Genomic DNA, 17,837 nt, shown 5'->3' with positions numbered 1-17,837 from the left:
TCCTTGGGCCGACCAAAGGTCGGACCCGAGGGCTGCGTCCGGGATGACGGTGCATTCCACGACAATGCACCAGACCCCAAACCCCGGCCGCAGCAACGCCCAAACGAAAAGGGCGCCCTTGCGAGGCGCCCTTCCCGGTCTTCTGAACCCAATCGTCACGCCTGAGGCTGCGGCTCCAGCCCGGCATCCGGCTCGCCGCGCTTGCGGCCCTTGCCGGCGCTCGGCACGGCCGAGCCGCGCGGCGAGGACGGCGTATCGTCGAGATCACGCGAGGGTCGCTTGCCGGCGATCAGGTCGCGGATTTCCTCGCCCGTCAGCGTCTCGAACTCAAGCAGCGCCTCGGCCACCGCCACGAACTGCTCGTGGTGCTCGGTGAGGATCTTCTTGGCGTCCTGATAGCCGGTATCGACCAGCTTCTTGACCTCGGCGTCGATCTTCTGCGCCGTCGCCTCGGAGACGCTCTGGCTGCGGCCCATCGACATGCCCAGGAAGACCTCCTCCTGGTTGTCGCCATAGGCGACCATGCCGAGCTCGTCCGAATAACCCATCTGCGTGACCATGGCCTTGGCCATCTTGGTCGCCTGCTGGATGTCGCCAGTGGCGCCCGAGGTCACGTTCTCGCGGCCGAAGGTCATCTCCTCCGCGACGCGTCCGCCCATGGCGACCGCGAGCTGCGAGGTGAATTCCTTGAACTTCATCGAGTAGCGGTCGCCCTCCGGCAGGAACTTGACCATGCCGAGCGCGCGACCGCGCGGGATGATCGTCGCCTTGTGGACCGGGATGCCGGCCGGGACGTAGAGCCCGACGATGGCGTGGCCCGCCTCGTGATAGGCGGTGAGCTTCTTCTCCTCCTCGGACATCGCCATGGATTTGCGCTCGGCGCCCATCATGACCTTGTCCTTGGCATCTTCGAATTCGGCATGGGTGACCATACGCTTGCCGCGCCGCGCCGCCAGCAGCGCCGCCTCGTTGACGAGGTTCATCAGGTCTGCGCCGGAGAAGCCGGGCGTGCCGCGGGCAAGGATGCGCAGATCGACATCCGGCGCCATCGGTACCTTGCGGACATGGACCTTGAGAATCTTCTCGCGACCGGCGACGTCGGGGTTCGGCACCACGATCTGACGGTCGAAGCGGCCCGGACGCAGCAGCGCGGGGTCGAGCACGTCGGGCCGGTTGGTCGCCGCGATGATGATGACGCCCTCGTTCGGCTCGAAGCCGTCCATCTCGACGAGGAGCTGGTTCAGGGTCTGCTCGCGCTCGTCATTGCCGCCGCCGAGACCGGCGCCGCGATGACGGCCGACCGCATCGATCTCATCGATGAAGATGATGCAGGGCGAGTTCTTCTTGGCCTGCTCGAACATGTCGCGGACACGGCTGGCGCCGACGCCGACGAACATCTCGACGAAGTCCGAACCCGAGATCGTGAAAAACGGCACATTGGCCTCACCCGCGACGGCACGCGCCGTCAGGGTCTTGCCGGTGCCGGGCGGGCCGACGAGCAGCACGCCGCGCGGGATGCGCCCGCCCAGCCGCTGGAACTTCTGCGGATCGCGCAGGAACTCGACGATCTCAGTCAGGTCTTCCTTGGCCTCGTCGATGCCAGCCACATCCTCGAAGGTGACGCGGCCATGAGCCTCGGTCAGGAGCTTGGCCTTGGACTTGCCGAAGCCCATCGCACGCCCGGCGCCGTTCTGCATCTGGCGGGACATGAAAATCCACAGACCGATGAAGATCACGAAGGGCAGCGAGTTGACCAGCAGCGCCATGAACCACGGCGTCCCCTCGGCGGGAGCGCGGGCCGAGACCTGCACGCCCTTCTGGGCCAGCGTCTTCAGAAGCTGCGGATCGCCATAGGGTGCATAGGTCACGAAGCTGCGGCCATCCGAGAACGTGCCGGAAATCTCCTGCCCGGCCACCACGACATTCGAGATACGACCCGCTTCAGACTCGTTGATGAGCTGGCTGTAGGGGATCTCGTTTGTGCTGGCTCGCTGGCTCGGGCTCTGGAACAGCGTGACGAGCGCCAGAACGAGCAGGAAAATTACCACCCAGAGGGCGAAATTGCGGAAATTCGGATTCATCACCAGTCCGATCAGGCCTGCCGGACCAACCGGAAGAGGCCGAGAGTTTGCTCGACTAATCTAGGTGCGACAGGGGCCCTTGCCAAGGGAAACAGGAAAGCGGCGCGACCCTATGGCGTCGCAGGGTGAACACCTCGTCTGCGCGGCCCTTCCAGCCGCAGGGTCAGAACCCCGTCGCTGCCCAGCGAAAGCGCGCAGCCGGACAGCGTCCTGGCTACGCGCTCCCCCTGCCTGACAGCTCGGAGCAGCGTCTCGACGCAGGTCTCGAGCCGTTCCAGCCGCGGCACCACACCGCGCTCCCCGCCAATCTCCTCGATCGCCAGCGCGATGACGCGCAGCACGATCTCCTCGGGCTCGGCCGACAGCGCCGTGAAGCGCAGGCGAAGCATCGCCGCCGCACCGGTTGGCGCCGGCAGCCGCAACTCGGGCAGCAGGGCCTTCGCACGCAGCGCAGCCGCTTCGTCCAGCCTCGCGATCCGCTGAGCCAGCAGCCCCAGCCGCTCCGCGCTCAAGCCTGCGTCGGCGAGGCCCGGCATCAGGGCTCGCCAGCGCACCCGCTCGAAGCGGGAATCGCCGTTGCTCGGGTCGCTGACGAAAGGCAGGTCCAGCGCCTGCAAGGTCGTGAGGAGCCGTGCCTTCGGCACGCCGAGCAGCGGCCGCACCAGCGTGACCGGCCCCTTGCGAACCCGCTCGCGCATCGCCGCGAGCCCAGACGGGCCGGAACCGCGCGCCATCCGCATCAGCAGTGTCTCTGCCTGGTCGTCCAGCGTATGCGCCGTGATCAGCGTCACGCCGCCGAGACGCTCAGCTTCCTCGGCCAGAAGCGCGTAGCGGGCCGCGCGCGCGCGCTCCTGCAGGCCGGTACCGGGCTTGGGCCCCTCCCAGCGGAGGATGCGATGGGGAACGCCGAGCCTATCGCACAGCGCGGCCACGCCCTGCGCCTCCTCGCCCGAGGCGGCGCGCAGGCCATGATCGACCGTTGCCGCATGGAGCGTTGGGCGCCCCGGCTCCCGAGCCCAGTCGGCCAGCAAGACGAGCAAGGCGACCGAATCGGGCCCGCCGGACACCGCAACGAGCAGCTTCGCCTCGGCCGCAAGGCTTGAAAACAACGCGGCGGCCTCGCGGCCGCCGAGCGGAGGATAATCGCAGATCGCCTGGGGGACCGCGCTCACGCGCAGCCCGAGCGTCGCCGCTCGCGCTCGATGCCCTGGCGCACCGAATTCGGTGCGGAGGGGTAATCGACCCCGACCTTGGCATAGGTCGCGCAGGCCTGATCCCTGGCTCCGAGGCCATTGAGCGAGATGCCGAGACGCAGCAGGCTGTCGGGCGCCTTGCTCGATTTCGGCGCATCGTTGCTGACCTTCAGGAACTGCTCGGCCGCCTCGCGATAGCGCTTGCGCTGGAGATAGCTCTCGCCGAGCCAATAGGTCGCGTCTACGGCGAGCCGGTCGCGCGGATAGCTCTGCAAGAACTGCCGGAAGCCCATCTCGGCCTGCTCGTATTCCTTCCGCAGGATCGAGGCATAGGCGAGGTCATAGGCTTCCTTGGCGGTCGCGGGCCCGCTGGCCGCGGCAACGCTCGGCCCGCGGGGAGCGGTCTGGGGGGGCAGCCCGCCTTGCGGCACGTTGCGCCCGACGCCTTGCAGGTCGAGCGGCCCCTGGGCCGCGCCGCCCTCGGCGGCTTCGTCATCGATGATCGCGCTGATGCTGCCGTTGAGCGGGCGCGGCGCGCCGGCCGCACCCTGCTGCATGGTCGGATCGAAAGCGTCGCCGCGGCGCTGCGGCTGCGGCCGGGGCGCCGCATTGCCCGGCGCGGCTGCGCCGCTCGAACGCCCGCCGCGCTCGTTCAGGCGGAAATCGACGTCCTCCTGGAACTTGCGGAGCTGCTCGCTCAGGCGCCTGTTCTCGAATTGGAGTTGCTCGATCTGGCCGGAGAGTTGGCGGATCTGGTTCTCCATCCGCGAGGTCCGCACCACCAGATCGGCGGCGTCCTGCGCCCGCGCGGGCAGGCCCATGCAGGAGATCGCCGTACCAAACGCGAGAGCGGCGAGGCCGGAGCGAATCCCGTGGTCGAGGCGGAACGGTCGGAGCATCATTCGAAAACCGAGGTTGAGCGGGAAGAGGCGCCTATAACACGTGATGACAACGGCCAAAATATGAAAGGGCCGGCACCTTCCCGAAAGGAAGATGTCGGCCCCAGGTCGGGTTCTGCCGGGAAGCCTCAGACGCCGCCGCCGGCGCCGTCGAGCACGGTCACGACGCGGCGGTTCTGCGACCAGCAGGAGATGTCGTTGCAGACCGCGACCGGGCGCTCCTTGCCATAGGAGACGATCCGCATGCGGTTGCCCTGGATCCCGCGCGAAGACAGGTAATCGCGTACCGTCTGGGCGCGGCGCGCCGAGAGCGAGAAATTGTATTCGCGGGTGCCGCGTTCATCGGCATGCCCCTCGACCACGAAAGTGTAGCGCGGATAGCGCTGCAGCCAGGCCGACTGCTTGTCGAGCGTCGCGACGGCCGTCGGCGTCAAATCGGTCGAATCGGTCTCGAAGAAGACACGGTCGCCGACATTGACGACGAAATCCTGCGCGCTGCCGGGCGTCGCGGCGCCGCCGGCGCCGAAGCCATCGGCGTTCTGGTTGTTGGCGCAGGCGCCGAGCGCCAGCGAAGCGGCGATGGCGGCGGCGAAGCGGACGGCACGGCCAGTCGAGAAAAGGGTGGCGAACATGATGGACTCCGGGCGTTCGATCTATGCGAGGCGCGTTTCACGGACGGGATTGAAGGATCAAGGCAGCGAAGCACTTGAATGCATCAATGAAGCGTCAACCTAAACGAGACCTTGCCAGAACAAGGCGAAGTGGCGGCATTGCGGCATATGGTTAACCAATGATGGCGAAAGGCGCATGCCGTCACGGGTGTGGCCACGCCGACACAGGCACTGCGACAGCTTCGCCGAGCCGCCGCGCCTGCCACGGTTGGCGCGGACTCATCCTCCAAGTGAAGGATGTGCATCCGCCCATCGTGCCTCAGCGTATCGTCTGGGCAACGGAGCAGGAACGATGAAGAAGCATCGCTCGATCTCGTACTACGCCAGGCGCGAAAAACTTCGCAGCATCCTCGGAAACACGATCCGGCAGAGGAAGACGAAGGGGGACGCCCGGAAGCCGGCCAATGAGAACAGGCCTGTCTTGGTGGAGGAAGTCTCGCTGTTTGACAGCGCCGCCGACCACGCCGAACAAAGTGCAACCGGCGAGCGGAACCTGATGTGAACTCGGCCAGCCCATCGCGGGCAGGTGTGCCGTCTCAATCCTGGCGATAGAGATTCGACGAGCGGACGCCCCGACCGTGATGCACGCGGCCGTTATGCCAATGCCGCCGGATCATGTCTGGTCGGCATCCATGCCGCGCATGACAAACTCAGCTGTAGAAGATGTGCCGGCCGATCACGTCCATTTTCCTGAGCTTCTTCGCCCAGGTCGGCTGGACATAGTCGGCATGATAATGCGTGGCGACGCCTACCTCCGCCAGATAGATCCTGCCCTCATAGACGTCGCGGGCGATGCGCACCGCCACCTCCCAGGACCTGGCTTCAGTGATGCGCAGCGCCTTGCCCTCGCAGGCGAATGTGAACTGGCAGGCGAGCCTGCGATGGCGGTTCTGGTAGACGACGCCGCAGACCGACCCCGGATAGACCCCGCTCTTAACCCGGTTGAGCACGACCTGGGCGACGGCCGCGCGCCCTTCCTCCGGCTCGGAACGGGCCTCGAAATACACCGCCTCAGCGAGGCAGCGCTGTTCGCGCACGATGTGCTCGGGCTCGATCAGGCCGATATAGGTCAGCCGCGGCTTCGGAGCGTTCTCGCGCCCGGACGTGATCGCAGGGGCAGGCGCCGAGGCGTCGGCGTCGGATTCACCTGGAGCCGTAGACAAACCTGGCGTGGCTGGGATCGCAGCCGCCGGGACCGCTCCTTCGCCGGCAGGCAGGGCCGCGTCCTGCTTCGGAGACGTATCGGGCGGGGCAGGATCGGCCCGCCCCTGTTCATGCGGCTCGACCGCGAAGCCGCGCAATGATCGATCCTGGACGCCGGCATAGACCGCATCGGGGGTCAGGCTGGCCGCAATCAAGCCTGGAAGATCGTCGGTCTTTCCGAATTCCAGGACGCCTTCGCTGATGAGCCGGCTCATTCGCTCGGTTCTTCCGCCTGAACCCGGCGCTTCGCCGCCGATCCCGAAGGAGGCATGCGCGAGGGTCAGCGAGGTGGATGGGGTGGATTTCACGGGCAGCACGGCAAAGGCCGTGAGCGCGAGCAGCGCCGCCTGGGCGTTGCGTTTCATACGGTCTACTCCGGGGCAAGGGTCAGGCCGAGCATGCGCGGCGCCGGTCGACCGGCGGCAGCATCGGTGGCTCTTTCGACGGGGTCTGTTTGGGGAATGCGGTGATGGATCGCTGCGAGCTAGGGCAGGCCCCAGGGCGGCACTCGCGGACCATCGAACGGGGCCCGGCGCTTCGGCGCGTCAAATGCGTCGAGATTGTCCGCGGCTCGGCTAGCGATGATCCTCTCGCCGCCAGCCTGCGTGAAAAAATTCAGAAAAGACAAGATTCTGATCGCAAGCGCTTCACCTTAAAATTTTTAAAGTCGATCTGAACGGTGTTACTGCGCTCGCGCCTGATGTTACTTAACGTCAAAGATTCTCTTTCTCCGAACCGTCCAATCTGTGCATCACTCGACATGGGATATGGCGAGGAACTTCGGCGGCTTTATGGCCTGGTCTGTCACGTATAAGGCACGCGGCCGTTGGACGCCTTGCGATCGCGCCGCGTGTTGCAGGTGCATCACCGGCGCCTGGCGGAAAACGATCGTGGGGAGCGAAGAGCAGCATTTCCGGCGCGGCATGACAGCCGATTTCTCAGCAAAATGCGCACAAATCCGCGATCCGCTGCCATTTCGCCCCGGCAGCAAAAAACCGCCCGGCAATGGCCGGGCGGCTTGTGGATAACGGCAGATCGGCGGCTTCGTCAGCGCGCCGCGGTCAGCAGCGGCGACCAGGTCGGATCCGAGGCGAAGGCCGGCGTCGGCACCGGAACCTCGACGCGGCCGGTGATGTCGACCATGTAGAGCTTGCCGCCGGACTGCCCGCCGGGGTCGCGGAAGAACATGATGTACTGGCCATTGGGCGCCCAGTTCGGCGCCTCGTTGTGGAAGCCCTCGGTGAGCAGGCGCTCGCCGGAACCATCCGCCCGCATCACGCCGATGGCGAAACCGCCGGAACCGCGCTTGGTGAAGGCGATCAGGTCGCCGCGCGGCGACCATGTCGGCTGCGAATAGGACCCGGAACCGAAGGAGAGGCGTTTGCCCTCGCCGCCTCCGGCGCCCATCACGTAAAGCTGCTGCGAGCCGCCGCGGTCGCTCTCGAAGACGATCTGCGTGCCGTCGGGCGAATAGGACGGCGAGGTGTCGATCGCCCCGGTCGAGGTCAGCCGCATCGTCGTGCGCGAGCCGATGTCGATGGCATAGAGATTGGCGTTGCCGCCCTGCTGCAGGCTGAGCGCGATGCGCGCACCATTGGGCGAGAAGCGCGGGCTCGAGGTCATGTCGGGGAAATTGCCCACGATCTGGCGCTGGCCGGTCTCGATGTTCAGCACATGCACGCGCGGCTGCTCGCCCAGGCGCTGCGACATGTAGGTCACTTCCTGCGACACAGGCGAATAGCGCGGCGTCACCACCGAGACGGAACCGTCGGTCAGATAGCGCACATTGGCGCCGTCCTGGTCCATGATGGCGAGCCGCTTGCGCCGATTCTCCTTCGTCCCGGATTCGTCGACGAAGACGACGCGCGTGTCGAAGAAGCCGCCGACGCCGGTGATCTTGGTGAAGATCGCGTCCGAGATGATATGGCCGACGCGGCGGGCATTGTTCGGATCGGTGAAATATTGCTGGCCGTCGGTCTGCGTGCCGGTCGTCACGTCCCAGAGGCGGAACTCGGCCTTGATCCGGCCCGACCCGTCGCGCGAGACACGGCCCGTCACCAGTGCCTGCACGCCCGAGGCCTTCCAGGCGCCGAACTCGGGAACGGCGTCGAAGGGCGGGTTCTTGTCGGGATGGCGGGCCTTGTCGATCGGCGCGAAATAGCCGCAGCGCTTGAGGTTGTTGGTGATGACGCCGGAAACCAGAATTCCGCCCTCTCCGGCGAAATCGGCGATAGCGATCGGCAATGGCTGGAACGAGCCGCCCCGCAGGTCGATCACAAGTTCGGCCCGGGCCGCTGCGGGAACGAGTAGCGAGGCCCCGGCAAGGGCGAGCATCCCACGGCGCGTCGGCGCAGCCGTCAGAAGCGGGAGAGGACTACGGTCGATCAGGGTCACAGCACGTCCCTTGCGTCGAAATTGACGACGACGTCTCGCCAGTCGTCATAATAGGCGGCGAATTGAGCCGGGATGCGCAAAGGCGCGCAGCGGCGGGTTGCGGTCAGGGCCGAGCTGGCCGCGACTGCGAACAGCGGATCGGACGAGGAGTTAACGACGCCGGGCTGGCCGAGGAGCGAGCCGTCCGCGGCCAGCTTCATGCGGACCTGCGGCACGACGGCGCCGCGCGCATTGGCGAGCGCGATCGGCACGTTCCAGCACTTCATGAGCTGGTCCTGGATGATGCCGATCAACTGGCCGCGCAGCGACGGGCTGAGCTTCTGCGAGGCGCCGCGTTCGGTGCCGAGCGACGCCGTGCGGTTGACCTGCGGCGCCGCCGCCCCGGTGGACTGGGCCTGCTCCTTCGACTGGAGCAGCTTGGAGATGTCGCTCGGGTTGAAATTCTTGGCGATCTCGGCCTCGCGCTTGGCCTTGGCGTCGGCTTCCTGCTTGGCCTTGGCGGCGGCGGCGATCTTAGCCTTCGCCTCTGCTTCGGCCTTCGCCTTGGCGGCGGCCTCCGCCTTTTCCTTGGCGGCCTCCTCAGCCTCGGCCTTGGCCACCGCTTCCGCCTTGGCCTTCGCCTGGGCCTCCGCCCTCGCCTTGGCTTCCGTCTCCGATTTCGCCTTGGCGGCGGCCTTCGCGGCCTCCTCGGCCTGCCTGGCCTTGGAGGCGAGTTCGGCCTCCTCGGCGAGCTTGGCCAGTTCCTCGCGCTTCTGCTCGGCGAGTTCGGCGGCGCTCGGGCCCGCCTTCTGCGGCGGCTGCTTCACCGGCTCCGGGGGCTTCGGTTCCGGCTTCGGCAGGTTGGCGGCGCGCGTAGGCGGCAGCGGCGCGGACGCGTTGTCGTCGGCCGTCTTGAGTTCGACGGGGCGGCTCGGCGGCGCCGGCGCATCCTGCTTGGCCTCGCCCTCCTCCTTGCGCTCGACGATCTCGGATTTGCGCTCGGCGCGCTGGATCGGCTGCGCCTGGACCTTCTCGGCCTTGCGTTCGCCGCGCGTGACCTGGTTCAGCGCGCTGGCATCGACCATCTCGACCGCGATCGCCTCCTCGTTCTCCGGCAGCGGCGCAGGCGAAGAGAACGCCAGCAGCCCCGCGACGAGGAACGTCGCGTGGCCGAGCGCCGATACCACCATGCCCGGTTCGGAGGTCGATAGCTTCACGCCCGAAACACCCTCGCCATACCCGTCGTCACTTCGCCGCCGGCTCTGTGACCAGCGCGACCCGCTTGAAGCCTGCCGAGGTGATCGTCGACATCACCGAAGCGACGCGCCCGTAATCGACCATGCGATCGCCACGCACATAGATCCGTTCGTCGAAGCCCTGCTTGGCGAGACCGTGGAGCTTCGTCACCAGATCGGGCTCGAGCGTCGGCTGGTCCTGCAGGAAGATCTGGCCCTTGCCGTCGATCGCGATCGTGATCGGCTTCTGGTCGACATTGATTGGCTTGGCGCCGGTCTGCGGCAGGTCGAGCGGCACGCCGGTCGCGATCAGCGGCGCCGCGACCATGAAGATGATCAACAGCACCAGCATGACGTCGATGAACGGCGTCATGTTGATCTCGGCGATGGCCCCGTGCCTGCGGCCGCGCCGGCTGCGGCGTCCCCCGGCCTTGGCGCCGGATGCTGCGGACATCCCCATGTCAGCGCCTCCTCAAGCCGCCAGCCGCTCGTCGATCTGCCGCGACAGGATCGCGGAGAATTCGTCGGCGAAGGCTTCCAGTCGGCTCGAGGCGCGCGCGACCTCGGATTGCAGCTTGTTGTAGGCCATCAGTGCCGGAATTGCGGCGAAGAGGCCGATCGCGGTGGCGAACAGCGCCTCGGCGATGCCGGGCGCGACCACCGCGAGCGAGGAGTTCTTGGAGACCGCGATGGCGGTGAAGGAATGCATGATGCCCCAGACCGTGCCGAACAGGCCGATGAAGGGCGCCGCCGAGGCGATGGTCGACAGCACCAGAAGCTTCGACTCCAGCCGCTCGGTCTCGCGCTGGATCGTCACGTCGAGCACCTTGTCGATGCGCTGCGACAAGCTTGCGACCGAACGCCCGCCATTCTCGAAGGAGCGCTTCCACTCGCGCATCGCCGCGACGAACACGGCCGACATGTCGGAGACCGGCTTGGCGGCGAGCTCGCGATAGAGCTCCTCCAGCGAGCGGCCGGACCAGAACACCTCCTCGAAGGCGTCCATCTCCTTGCGCGTGCGCCGGTAGAGCAGCGTCTTGTCGATGATGATCGACCAGCACCAGATCGAGGCGGCGAGCAGGCCCATCATCACGAGCTTGACGACGATATGGGCGTGCCAGAACAGGGTCCAGAACGACATGTCGATCTGCGGCGCGGTCTGCGCGACGTCGGCGGGGTTCATCCTGTCTTCCTTCTGCCTGGCGGCCCGGCGCCAGCCTGCCCGGCCAACGCCCCGCCATACGCGCCGCGGGTAACCCCACGACGCCGCCCGATTCTGCGATCCGGGGAATGCCGTATCCGTCAATCGCCTTTGAATCCGGCGAAAGATGGGCCGAAACGGGGTTTCCTGCGAAACGCATGGTCGTGATCGAGTTAAGCCTCCAGCAAGGTTAATGCCGGGTATACGCAGGAGCCTTCGCAGCGCCGCACGCGGCTCCCGCAGCGCAAAAAAAACGTCCGCCCGGTTTCCCGAGCGGACGTTCAAGATGTCGTGGCCGTCGAAAGCGACCGCTTACGCTGCGTCGGAGGTCGGCGCCGGGTTCTGCGGCTGGGCGCGCCGATCGGCCATGAACTGGTCGAACTCGGCCTTGTCGCGGGCCATGCGCAGCCGGCCCAGGAAGTCCTGGAACTCGCGCTGCTCGTCCTCGAGACGCCGCAGCGTCTCCTGGCGGTACTCGTCGAAGGCGCGGTTGCCGCTTGACGGCGCGCGATGCCAGCCGCCACCGAAGCCGCCGAAACCGTGCTCGCGGCCGGCCATCCTCTCGCGCAGGCGTTCCATCTTGCCCTGCAGGCGGTTCATCCGGTGTTCGTAGCGGTCGGAACCGCCAAATCCGCAACCCATGCGTCCACTCCAGTAAAGAAAGGCCAGGGTCGCCAGACCCAGGGGCCAGAACACGATGAAGCCGAGAACCGCGAAGGCGATCCAGGCTCCCTTCCCATATTCATCGAGCTTCTCGACGATCGGCATCGTTCCCTCTCATGACAGAGCGTGAATGTAAATCACATTTACATAAATGGCCCCAACCTCGCTCTTTGTCAAGCATCGCGCCTGAAAGAGATCAGCCGGCGGAGCGCGAAGCGTCGCCCCGGCCCAGCCCGAGGCCCTGCAGATAGATCAGCATCCCCGCCTCCAGCAGCTCCGCCGCCGACATCGGCAGGGGTCTCCGCCCGCCATCGGCACGGCCGAACAGCGCGGCGACGCCATGCGACATCGACCAGACATGCAGCGCCATCATCAGCGCCGGCGGGCGCTTGGCAGCTGGCAGCAAGGCGATCAGCGCCTCCGACGCCGAACGCAAATTCTGGAAGGCGCGGTCGGCCGCCGCGCGCAGCTCCGGGCTGGCGTCGAGCGAGACTCCCGCCTCAAACATCGCCGAGTAGTAGGCCGGCTCGTCATGGGCGAAGGCGAGATAGGCCCGTCCCAGCCGGTGGAAGGCCGTCTCCGGATCGGGCCGGCCCTGGTCCCAGGCGCGGGCCAGCGCCGCTTCGAACACGGTGAAGCCGCGCGTCGCGACATCGGCCAGGAGGTCGTCGCGGTCGCGGAAATGCCGGTAGGGCGCGGCCGGGCTCACCCCCGCGAGCCGCGCGGCCTCGGCAAAGGTGAAGCCGTTCGGCCCCTTCTCGCCGATCAGCCCCATCGCCGCGCGCACCAGTTCCTCCTTGAGGTTGCCATGGTGGTAGCCGCGCGGCGGCTGCTCGGGTTTGTCGCGTTTCCAGCTCATGTGAAGAGCGCTAACATGGGGCAACGCGGTCGTCGATCACGTCTCAATCCTTGATCCCCAGGCGCAGCCGAAGACCGTCGGGAATGCGCCTCGCCCGGCCGCCGCCGACGCAGGCGACCTTGACCTTGGCCGTGACCAGGACCTCCTCGCCGCGCAGCACGCGCTGCTCGACATCCATCGTCGCGCCGCGAGCCGCGATCGAGCGTGTCTCGATCGTCAGCATGTCGTCCATCACGGCGGGACGCAGGAACTCGATCTGCATGCTTCGCACCGCGAAGCCCAGCGCCGTCGCGCCGTCGAACAATTCGCGCTGCTCGATGCCGAGCGAGCGGATCAGCTCGGTGCGGCCGCGCTCCATGAAGCGCAGATAGGAGGCGTGGTAGACGACACCGGAGAAGTCCGTGTCCTCGTAATAGACGCGGACGGAAAGGCTGTGAGAGGCGGTCATGACATCGGGGATCAGGAGAGGGAGAAGCAGCGAGCTTTAAACGCTGGGCGCGCGACGGCATAGTCGGGAAGGAACAGGGCGCTACGCCGGGGAACCCGGCCGCGCGCGCATTGTTCTCCCAGGGAGACCAGAGCCACAAGAAAGGGAAAAACCCATGTCGCTCTCGACCAAGCAACTGGAACGCGTTCTCGACAAGGACGAATGGGACCTCGTCGCCCGCACCCGCAGCCGTGCGATCGCGGACGTTCCCGACACCGACCTTCGTGATCTGGCGAAGAACCTGCGCGACCGCCGCGACAAGGCGCGCGACGTCGCCCGCCGGCAGCGCCGCGAATTCCGCGGCAAGGCCGCACCGCAGGGCGTGGACGCGGCTTCCGACAACACCGGCACCAAGGCCAAGGCCGACGCGCTGACGGTTGCGCTCAAGCGCGTCGGCGCCGAGCAGACCCGCCGCACCGAGAAGCTGCGCGCACCGAGCCAGCGCTCGCTCGCGCGCAAGGCGCTCGCCCTGAAGCAACGCCAGCAGGCGGCCGAACGGCCGAAGAGCCGCACCGCCGACCAGGGCATGAAATCGGTCCCGACCCGCAAGACCGCCAAATCCGGCGCGCTCGACCATGCCGGCCAGCGCTCGGCGATGCACCGGTCGAAGTTCGCGCGCTGAGTACCGGCACCGGTCAGCGAAGCGCTGCCGCGAGAGAGACCGTCGCGAGCGCGCTGCGGGGGGTCGGCCGGCGTGGCTTTCGAGAACCGGAGCGGACATCTGTCCGTGAGCACCGGAAGCGCAGAAAGCTGCGTCGGACGGCCGCCGCAGTAGCGTTCGGGGCGGCCTCTCAGCGCTTGCAGGGCTTCTTCATGAAGGAGCCGCACTCATAGGGCTCGGCGAGTGCCGCGCGGATCGGATAATCCTTCCCGTCGATGCGGTTGACGATATCGTCGATCCGCCAGGCACCGCCCTCCTCGATCATGCGGAAGCGGACGCTGACGGGCTGCTTGAAGCTGCGGAATGAGGCCGTCACCAGAGCCTTCCCTCCGACCGGCGGTTCCGTCACCGCGACCTGCAGGTTTTTGACCTCGCCATCCTGGCCGCTGATGAAGGGGTCGGCAGCGACATGCCCCATATCGCCGCTCTCATCCATGAAGAGCTCGTCGCGCGCGAACATCGCCGAGAGCTCCTTCGACATCAGCCGCTGCCGATGCGGCGGCCGGAAGGGCGGCTCTACGCGCTTCTTCGTGCCGATGCTGGCGAGCGACCGGGCGGTGATCGCATAGGCCTCACGGACGACGCTGTCCGGCGAGCTTTCGGCCGCCGAAGCAGTGCTCGCGGGCGCACAGGCCAACAGACAGGCGATGAAGGCCGGACGAATGAGGCGCATGGGCTCCCCCAATGGAATGGTATCTAAGGAATCGCACCTCGCCCCATCACGCGTCCTGCATTTGCCGGATGCCGGCGCGACGACGCCCGCGCGCAGTGCCACTTACTCCTCCCCGTCCCCGAACAATCCGAACTGCGCCGCCTCGCGGCTGGGCTCCGGCATCCCCAGATGCCGGAAGGCATGCGGCGTCAGGATGCGGCCGCGCGGCGTGCGCTGGATGAAGCCCTGCTGCAGCAGGAAGGGCTCGATGATCTCCTCGATCGCGTCGCGCGGCTCCGACAGCGAGGCGGCGATCGTCTCGATCCCCACCGGCCCACCGCCGAAATTGATCGCGACGGTGGTGAGGTAGCGCCGATCCATCTGGTCGAGGCCGATCGGATCGACATCGAGCAGCTTCAACGCCTTGTCGGCGACGGCCCGCGTCACGATCGCGTCGCCATCGACGATGGCGAAGTCGCGCACGCGCCGGAGCAAGCGCCCCGCGATGCGCGGCGTCCCCCGGGACCGCTTGGCAATCTCGTTCGCCCCGTCATCCGACATCGGCACGCCGAGCACCCGCGCCCCGCGCGCGACGATGCCCTGCAACTCCTCGACGGTGTAGAACTGCAGCCGGACCGGGATGCCGAAGCGGTCCCGCAGAGGCGTCGTCAGCAGGCCGGCGCGGGTGGTGGCCCCCACTAGGGTGAACTTCGGCAGGTCGATCTTGACCGAGCGGGCGGCCGGCCCCTCGCCGATGATCAGATCGAGCTGATAGTCCTCCATCGCCGGATAGAGGATTTCCTCGACCGCCGGGTTGAGCCGGTGGATCTCGTCGATGAAGAGCACGTCGCGCTCTTCCAGATTGGTCAATTGCGCCGCGAGATCGCCGGCCTTGGCGATCACCGGCCCCGAGGTCGAGCGGAAGCTGACACCGAGCTCGCGCGCCACGATCTGCGCCAGCGTCGTCTTGCCCAGGCCCGGCGGCCCGACGAACAGCACATGGTCGAGTGCATCGCCGCGGCTTTTGGCAGCCTCGATGAAGACCTGGAGATTCGCCCGCGCCGCCGCCTGACCGGTGAAATCGACGAGCGAGAGCGGCCGCAGCGAGGTCTCGCTGTCGTCGTCGCGCTTCTCCGCGGAGAGGAGGCCGGGACGGGGGGCAACCATGCGAACCTAAAGCTCTCTGTAGTTTCGAATCGTCACAATGGTCCGTCGAGCAAGCTCCCATACGGTCCAGGATAGAAGTGCAGCGCCGACATTGACCCAGGCGACCATCACCGTTGGCGCCAAGCGCTCATAGAGCGTACGCGGAGGCATATCATAGCCAAGGAGAAGCAAAGGAGCTCCTAGAGCGAGCCCGGCGACAACGCCGCCACACAGGGCAGTTCGCAGTGAAAATCGAAATCTTTCGTCGAGTGAGAAACTTGCGGCAGTTCCTACGGCAAAAGCAGGAATGAGCCCGACTACGTAAACGAGAGCGAGACTATCAAGCGCGAAGAACTCATCGTGTTGAAGGTTATCGTTCACCAGCAATTTCTGTGAATAGAACCCGACAATAAACGAGAGCAGTCCCATAAGCGGCCCGAGCGCGGCAAAGAAGACAATAAGCGCACCCCGAATCATACGGCGCCCCCTTCGCCAGTTTCTTTAGCTCGAGCTTGATCAAGCTGAGCCAGCGTTGTGGTGCCTAGTTCCATCAGGCCGACTTGCAGCACACGATCAAGCGCATTGCCGCGGCATTCGGCGGAACGGAGGCCGGGACGGCGTCCCTTGCTCACAATGCGATCTCCAGCTCGATCGCGTCATGGATCGGGATGTCCATGTAGCCGGTCCGCACGATGCTCGGAACCACCGAGCGGAAATGGTCGATCGCCTCGATATGCAGCCGCGAGAAGCGGAAACCGCATTTCTGGTAGAAGGTCAGGCCCGGCATGTTGTCGTTGGTCAGCATCGCCTTGAGCCGGACGGCCCCGCGCGCCCGCGCCGCCGCCTTGACCCCTTCGAGCAGCTGGATCGCCGCGCCCTGCCCCGGCGCGACCGAATGCAGCGCGCAAAGCAGCGCGACATCGCCATGCATCGTCCAACTCGCATAAGCCAGGAAGGCCCCATCAGCACCGGCGATCCCAAGCAGATCGAGTTCCGCGCAATCATAGACCGTGAAATCGATCATCATGCTGTGCGAACCCCAGCTCGCCAGCATCAGCGCGAGAAAGGCGCTCTTGTCCTCGACCGGCCTGACGCTCAGGCGGCCGGCACTCACTTCGCCAGTTCCTTCAGGCCGAGCTTGATCAGCTGTGCCGTGCCGGCACCCTCTCCCGCAGCCTTGGAGGCCGCCGCGACCGCCGCCACGGCCTGCGCCTGGGGATAGCCGAGATTGCTCAGCGCCGAGACCGCGTCCGCCACCGGCTGCGGCAGCTTGCGGTCCTCCAGCGCGCCGGCAAGCGTCGCCACCGAGGGATCGACATGGCCGAAGGCCGGCGCCTTGTCCTTGAGTTCGGCGCAGATGCGCTGCGCCAGCTTCGGCCCGACGCCGGGCGCACGCGCGATCGCCGCCTTGTCGTTGGTCGCGAGCGCCGTCGCCAGCGCGCCGGGATCGAGCGTCGAGAGGATCGCGAGCGCGACTTTTGCGCCGACGCCCTGCACCATCTGCATCAGCCGGAACCAGTCGCGCTCATTGTCGGACATGAAGCCGTAGAGCCGGATTGCATCCTCGCGCACATGCGTCTCGATCGACAGTGCGGATGGCTCTCCCGGCTTGGGAAGCCGCTGCAGCGTGCGCGCCGAGCACTGCACGACGTATCCGACGCCCTGCACGTCGAGGATGACATGATCCTCGCCATAGGAATCGACGATGCCCTTGAGCTTGCCGATCATGCTTTGCCCCCTCCGCGGGTCATCCCGGGCGAAGCGTAGCGTAGACCCGGGATCCATTCCGGAGCGCTATTCGGAGAGGCTCCGGAATGGATCCCGGGTCTCCCTGCGGTCGCCCGGGATGACGCGCTCAGGAAAAAGGTCAAGACAGCCTCGGCTGATGGTTGGGTTCCACTTCGATCATGTCCTCACCCCACGCCCATCTGCGCCACCAGCGAGCGCATGCCGCGATGCTGGGCGTGGCAGATCGCGACCGCCAGCGCATCCGCCGCATCGGCCGAGGAGGTCTCGGCCTTGGGCAGGAGCACGCGGATCATCATCTGGACCTGCTTCTTGTCGGCATGGCCGACGCCGACCACCGTCTTCTTGACGAGATTGGCGGCATATTCCGCCACCTCGAGCCCGGCCAGCGCCGGCACCACAAGCGCGACACCCCGCGCCTGGCCGAGCTTGAGCGCCGATTGCGGATCGCGATTGACGAAGGTCTCCTCGACCGCGACCTCGTCCGGCCCGAAGGAGCCGACGACCCGCGTCAGCCCCTCATGCAATTGGCGCAGCCGCTCCGGCAGCGACAGCCCGGCCTCGCTCTCGACGCAGCCGCAGGCGACGAAGCCGAGCTTGCTGCCTTCCGAGACGACGACGCCCCAGCCCGTCTTCCGGAGGCCGGGATCGATGCCGAGAATGCGAATCGGTGGGTTCATGTCGGGTACAGCCTAGCCGTTGGACACGCTTTGTTCCATGGATCATCCTAACGATCCCCTTCGATCGGTCGGCGATCGATGAACGCC

The 17,837-nt window shown here is 66.7% G+C and carries 19 protein-coding genes; 2 read left to right on the top strand and 17 right to left on the bottom strand.

Annotated elements, in window-relative coordinates:
- Positions 1-155: 155 nt before the first annotated feature.
- From ftsH to pal, 4 genes are all read right to left on the bottom strand, one after another.
- Positions 156-2,081: an ATP-dependent zinc metalloprotease FtsH gene (ftsH, locus tag AC1RMY_RS03180; RefSeq protein WP_492862491.1), complete on the bottom strand. Its 1,926-nt coding sequence runs from the start codon at positions 2,079-2,081 to the stop codon at positions 156-158.
- Between the two features lie 110 nt (positions 2,082-2,191).
- A complete protein-coding gene (tilS, locus tag AC1RMY_RS03175) occupies positions 2,192-3,253 on the bottom strand; it encodes a tRNA lysidine(34) synthetase TilS (protein WP_492862490.1) in 1,062 nt (353 codons plus the stop codon).
- Entirely contained in the window at positions 3,250-4,176 is a 927-nt protein-coding gene (gene ybgF / locus AC1RMY_RS03170) for a tol-pal system protein YbgF (protein ID WP_492862489.1), read from the bottom strand. Before ybgF ends, tilS begins: the two co-directional genes overlap by 4 nt.
- A gap of 125 nt (positions 4,177-4,301) precedes the next feature.
- Positions 4,302-4,805 carry a peptidoglycan-associated lipoprotein Pal gene (gene pal, locus AC1RMY_RS03165; protein WP_492862488.1) on the bottom strand — a complete coding sequence of 168 codons (504 nt, stop codon included), beginning with the start codon at positions 4,803-4,805 and terminating at the stop codon, positions 4,302-4,304.
- A gap of 331 nt (positions 4,806-5,136) precedes the next feature.
- On the opposite strand from pal, the gene AC1RMY_RS03160 reads away from it, so the two are divergent.
- A complete protein-coding gene (locus AC1RMY_RS03160; protein WP_492862487.1) occupies positions 5,137-5,346 on the top strand; it encodes a hypothetical protein in 210 nt (69 codons plus the stop codon).
- Between the two features lie 148 nt (positions 5,347-5,494).
- Here the strand turns inward: AC1RMY_RS03160 and AC1RMY_RS03155 are convergent, their stop codons facing one another.
- From AC1RMY_RS03155 to ybgC, 8 genes are all read right to left on the bottom strand, one after another.
- Positions 5,495-6,412, bottom strand: a complete 918-nt coding sequence (locus tag AC1RMY_RS03155) for a cell wall hydrolase (RefSeq protein ID WP_492862486.1) — start codon at positions 6,410-6,412, stop codon at positions 5,495-5,497.
- Between the two features lie 682 nt (positions 6,413-7,094).
- Positions 7,095-8,381, bottom strand: coding sequence for a Tol-Pal system beta propeller repeat protein TolB (gene tolB / locus AC1RMY_RS03150; RefSeq protein ID WP_492862485.1), 1,287 nt, complete (start codon positions 8,379-8,381; stop codon positions 7,095-7,097).
- 56 nt (positions 8,382-8,437) lie between these two features.
- Positions 8,438-9,637, bottom strand: coding sequence for a cell envelope integrity protein TolA (gene tolA / locus AC1RMY_RS03145; protein ID WP_492862484.1), 1,200 nt, complete (start codon positions 9,635-9,637; stop codon positions 8,438-8,440).
- Between the two features lie 28 nt (positions 9,638-9,665).
- Complete coding sequence (locus AC1RMY_RS03140) at positions 9,666-10,115, bottom strand: ExbD/TolR family protein (RefSeq protein WP_492862483.1); 450 nt, start codon at positions 10,113-10,115, stop codon at positions 9,666-9,668.
- 12 nt (positions 10,116-10,127) lie between these two features.
- On the bottom strand, positions 10,128-10,838 hold the full coding sequence (gene tolQ, locus AC1RMY_RS03135; RefSeq protein ID WP_492862482.1) for a protein TolQ: 711 nt from the start codon (positions 10,836-10,838) through the stop codon (positions 10,128-10,130).
- A gap of 330 nt (positions 10,839-11,168) precedes the next feature.
- On the bottom strand, positions 11,169-11,624 hold the full coding sequence (locus AC1RMY_RS03130; protein WP_492862481.1) for a DUF2852 domain-containing protein: 456 nt from the start codon (positions 11,622-11,624) through the stop codon (positions 11,169-11,171).
- A 91-nt stretch (positions 11,625-11,715) separates the two neighbouring features.
- On the bottom strand, positions 11,716-12,378 hold the full coding sequence (locus tag AC1RMY_RS03125; protein ID WP_492862480.1) for a TetR/AcrR family transcriptional regulator: 663 nt from the start codon (positions 12,376-12,378) through the stop codon (positions 11,716-11,718).
- Positions 12,379-12,421: 43 nt separating this feature from the next.
- The gene (gene ybgC, locus AC1RMY_RS03120; protein WP_492862479.1) at positions 12,422-12,826 is read right to left on the bottom strand and encodes a tol-pal system-associated acyl-CoA thioesterase; all 405 of its coding nucleotides are present in this window, start codon (positions 12,824-12,826) and stop codon (positions 12,422-12,424) included.
- A 154-nt stretch (positions 12,827-12,980) separates the two neighbouring features.
- Between ybgC and AC1RMY_RS03115 the strand changes: the two genes are divergently transcribed.
- Positions 12,981-13,487 (top strand): hypothetical protein, encoded by a 507-nt coding sequence (locus AC1RMY_RS03115; protein WP_492862478.1) that lies wholly within the window; start codon positions 12,981-12,983, stop codon positions 13,485-13,487.
- A 169-nt stretch (positions 13,488-13,656) separates the two neighbouring features.
- Here the strand turns inward: AC1RMY_RS03115 and AC1RMY_RS03110 are convergent, their stop codons facing one another.
- The 5 genes from AC1RMY_RS03110 to ruvC form a co-directional block, all read right to left on the bottom strand.
- Positions 13,657-14,199, bottom strand: a complete 543-nt coding sequence (locus AC1RMY_RS03110) for a DUF3828 domain-containing protein (RefSeq protein ID WP_492862477.1) — start codon at positions 14,197-14,199, stop codon at positions 13,657-13,659.
- 102 nt (positions 14,200-14,301) lie between these two features.
- A complete protein-coding gene (gene ruvB / locus AC1RMY_RS03105) occupies positions 14,302-15,345 on the bottom strand; it encodes a Holliday junction branch migration DNA helicase RuvB (protein WP_492862475.1) in 1,044 nt (347 codons plus the stop codon).
- A gap of 607 nt (positions 15,346-15,952) precedes the next feature.
- On the bottom strand, positions 15,953-16,438 hold the full coding sequence (locus AC1RMY_RS03100; RefSeq protein WP_492862474.1) for a GNAT family N-acetyltransferase: 486 nt from the start codon (positions 16,436-16,438) through the stop codon (positions 15,953-15,955).
- Positions 16,435-17,052, bottom strand: a complete 618-nt coding sequence (gene ruvA, locus AC1RMY_RS03095) for a Holliday junction branch migration protein RuvA (RefSeq protein ID WP_492862473.1) — start codon at positions 17,050-17,052, stop codon at positions 16,435-16,437. The genes AC1RMY_RS03100 and ruvA overlap by 4 nt, the downstream gene beginning before the upstream one ends.
- Positions 17,053-17,237: 185 nt before the next feature.
- Positions 17,238-17,750, bottom strand: a complete 513-nt coding sequence (ruvC, locus tag AC1RMY_RS03090; RefSeq protein ID WP_492862472.1) for a crossover junction endodeoxyribonuclease RuvC — start codon at positions 17,748-17,750, stop codon at positions 17,238-17,240.
- Between the last annotated feature and the right edge of the window lie 87 nt (positions 17,751-17,837).

Source organism: Allobosea sp. GW822-FHT03F07 (genome assembly GCF_058801345.1).
The sequence above is the reverse complement of the archived record's forward strand: the minus strand, read 5'-3'. Positions and strand labels throughout refer to the sequence as shown.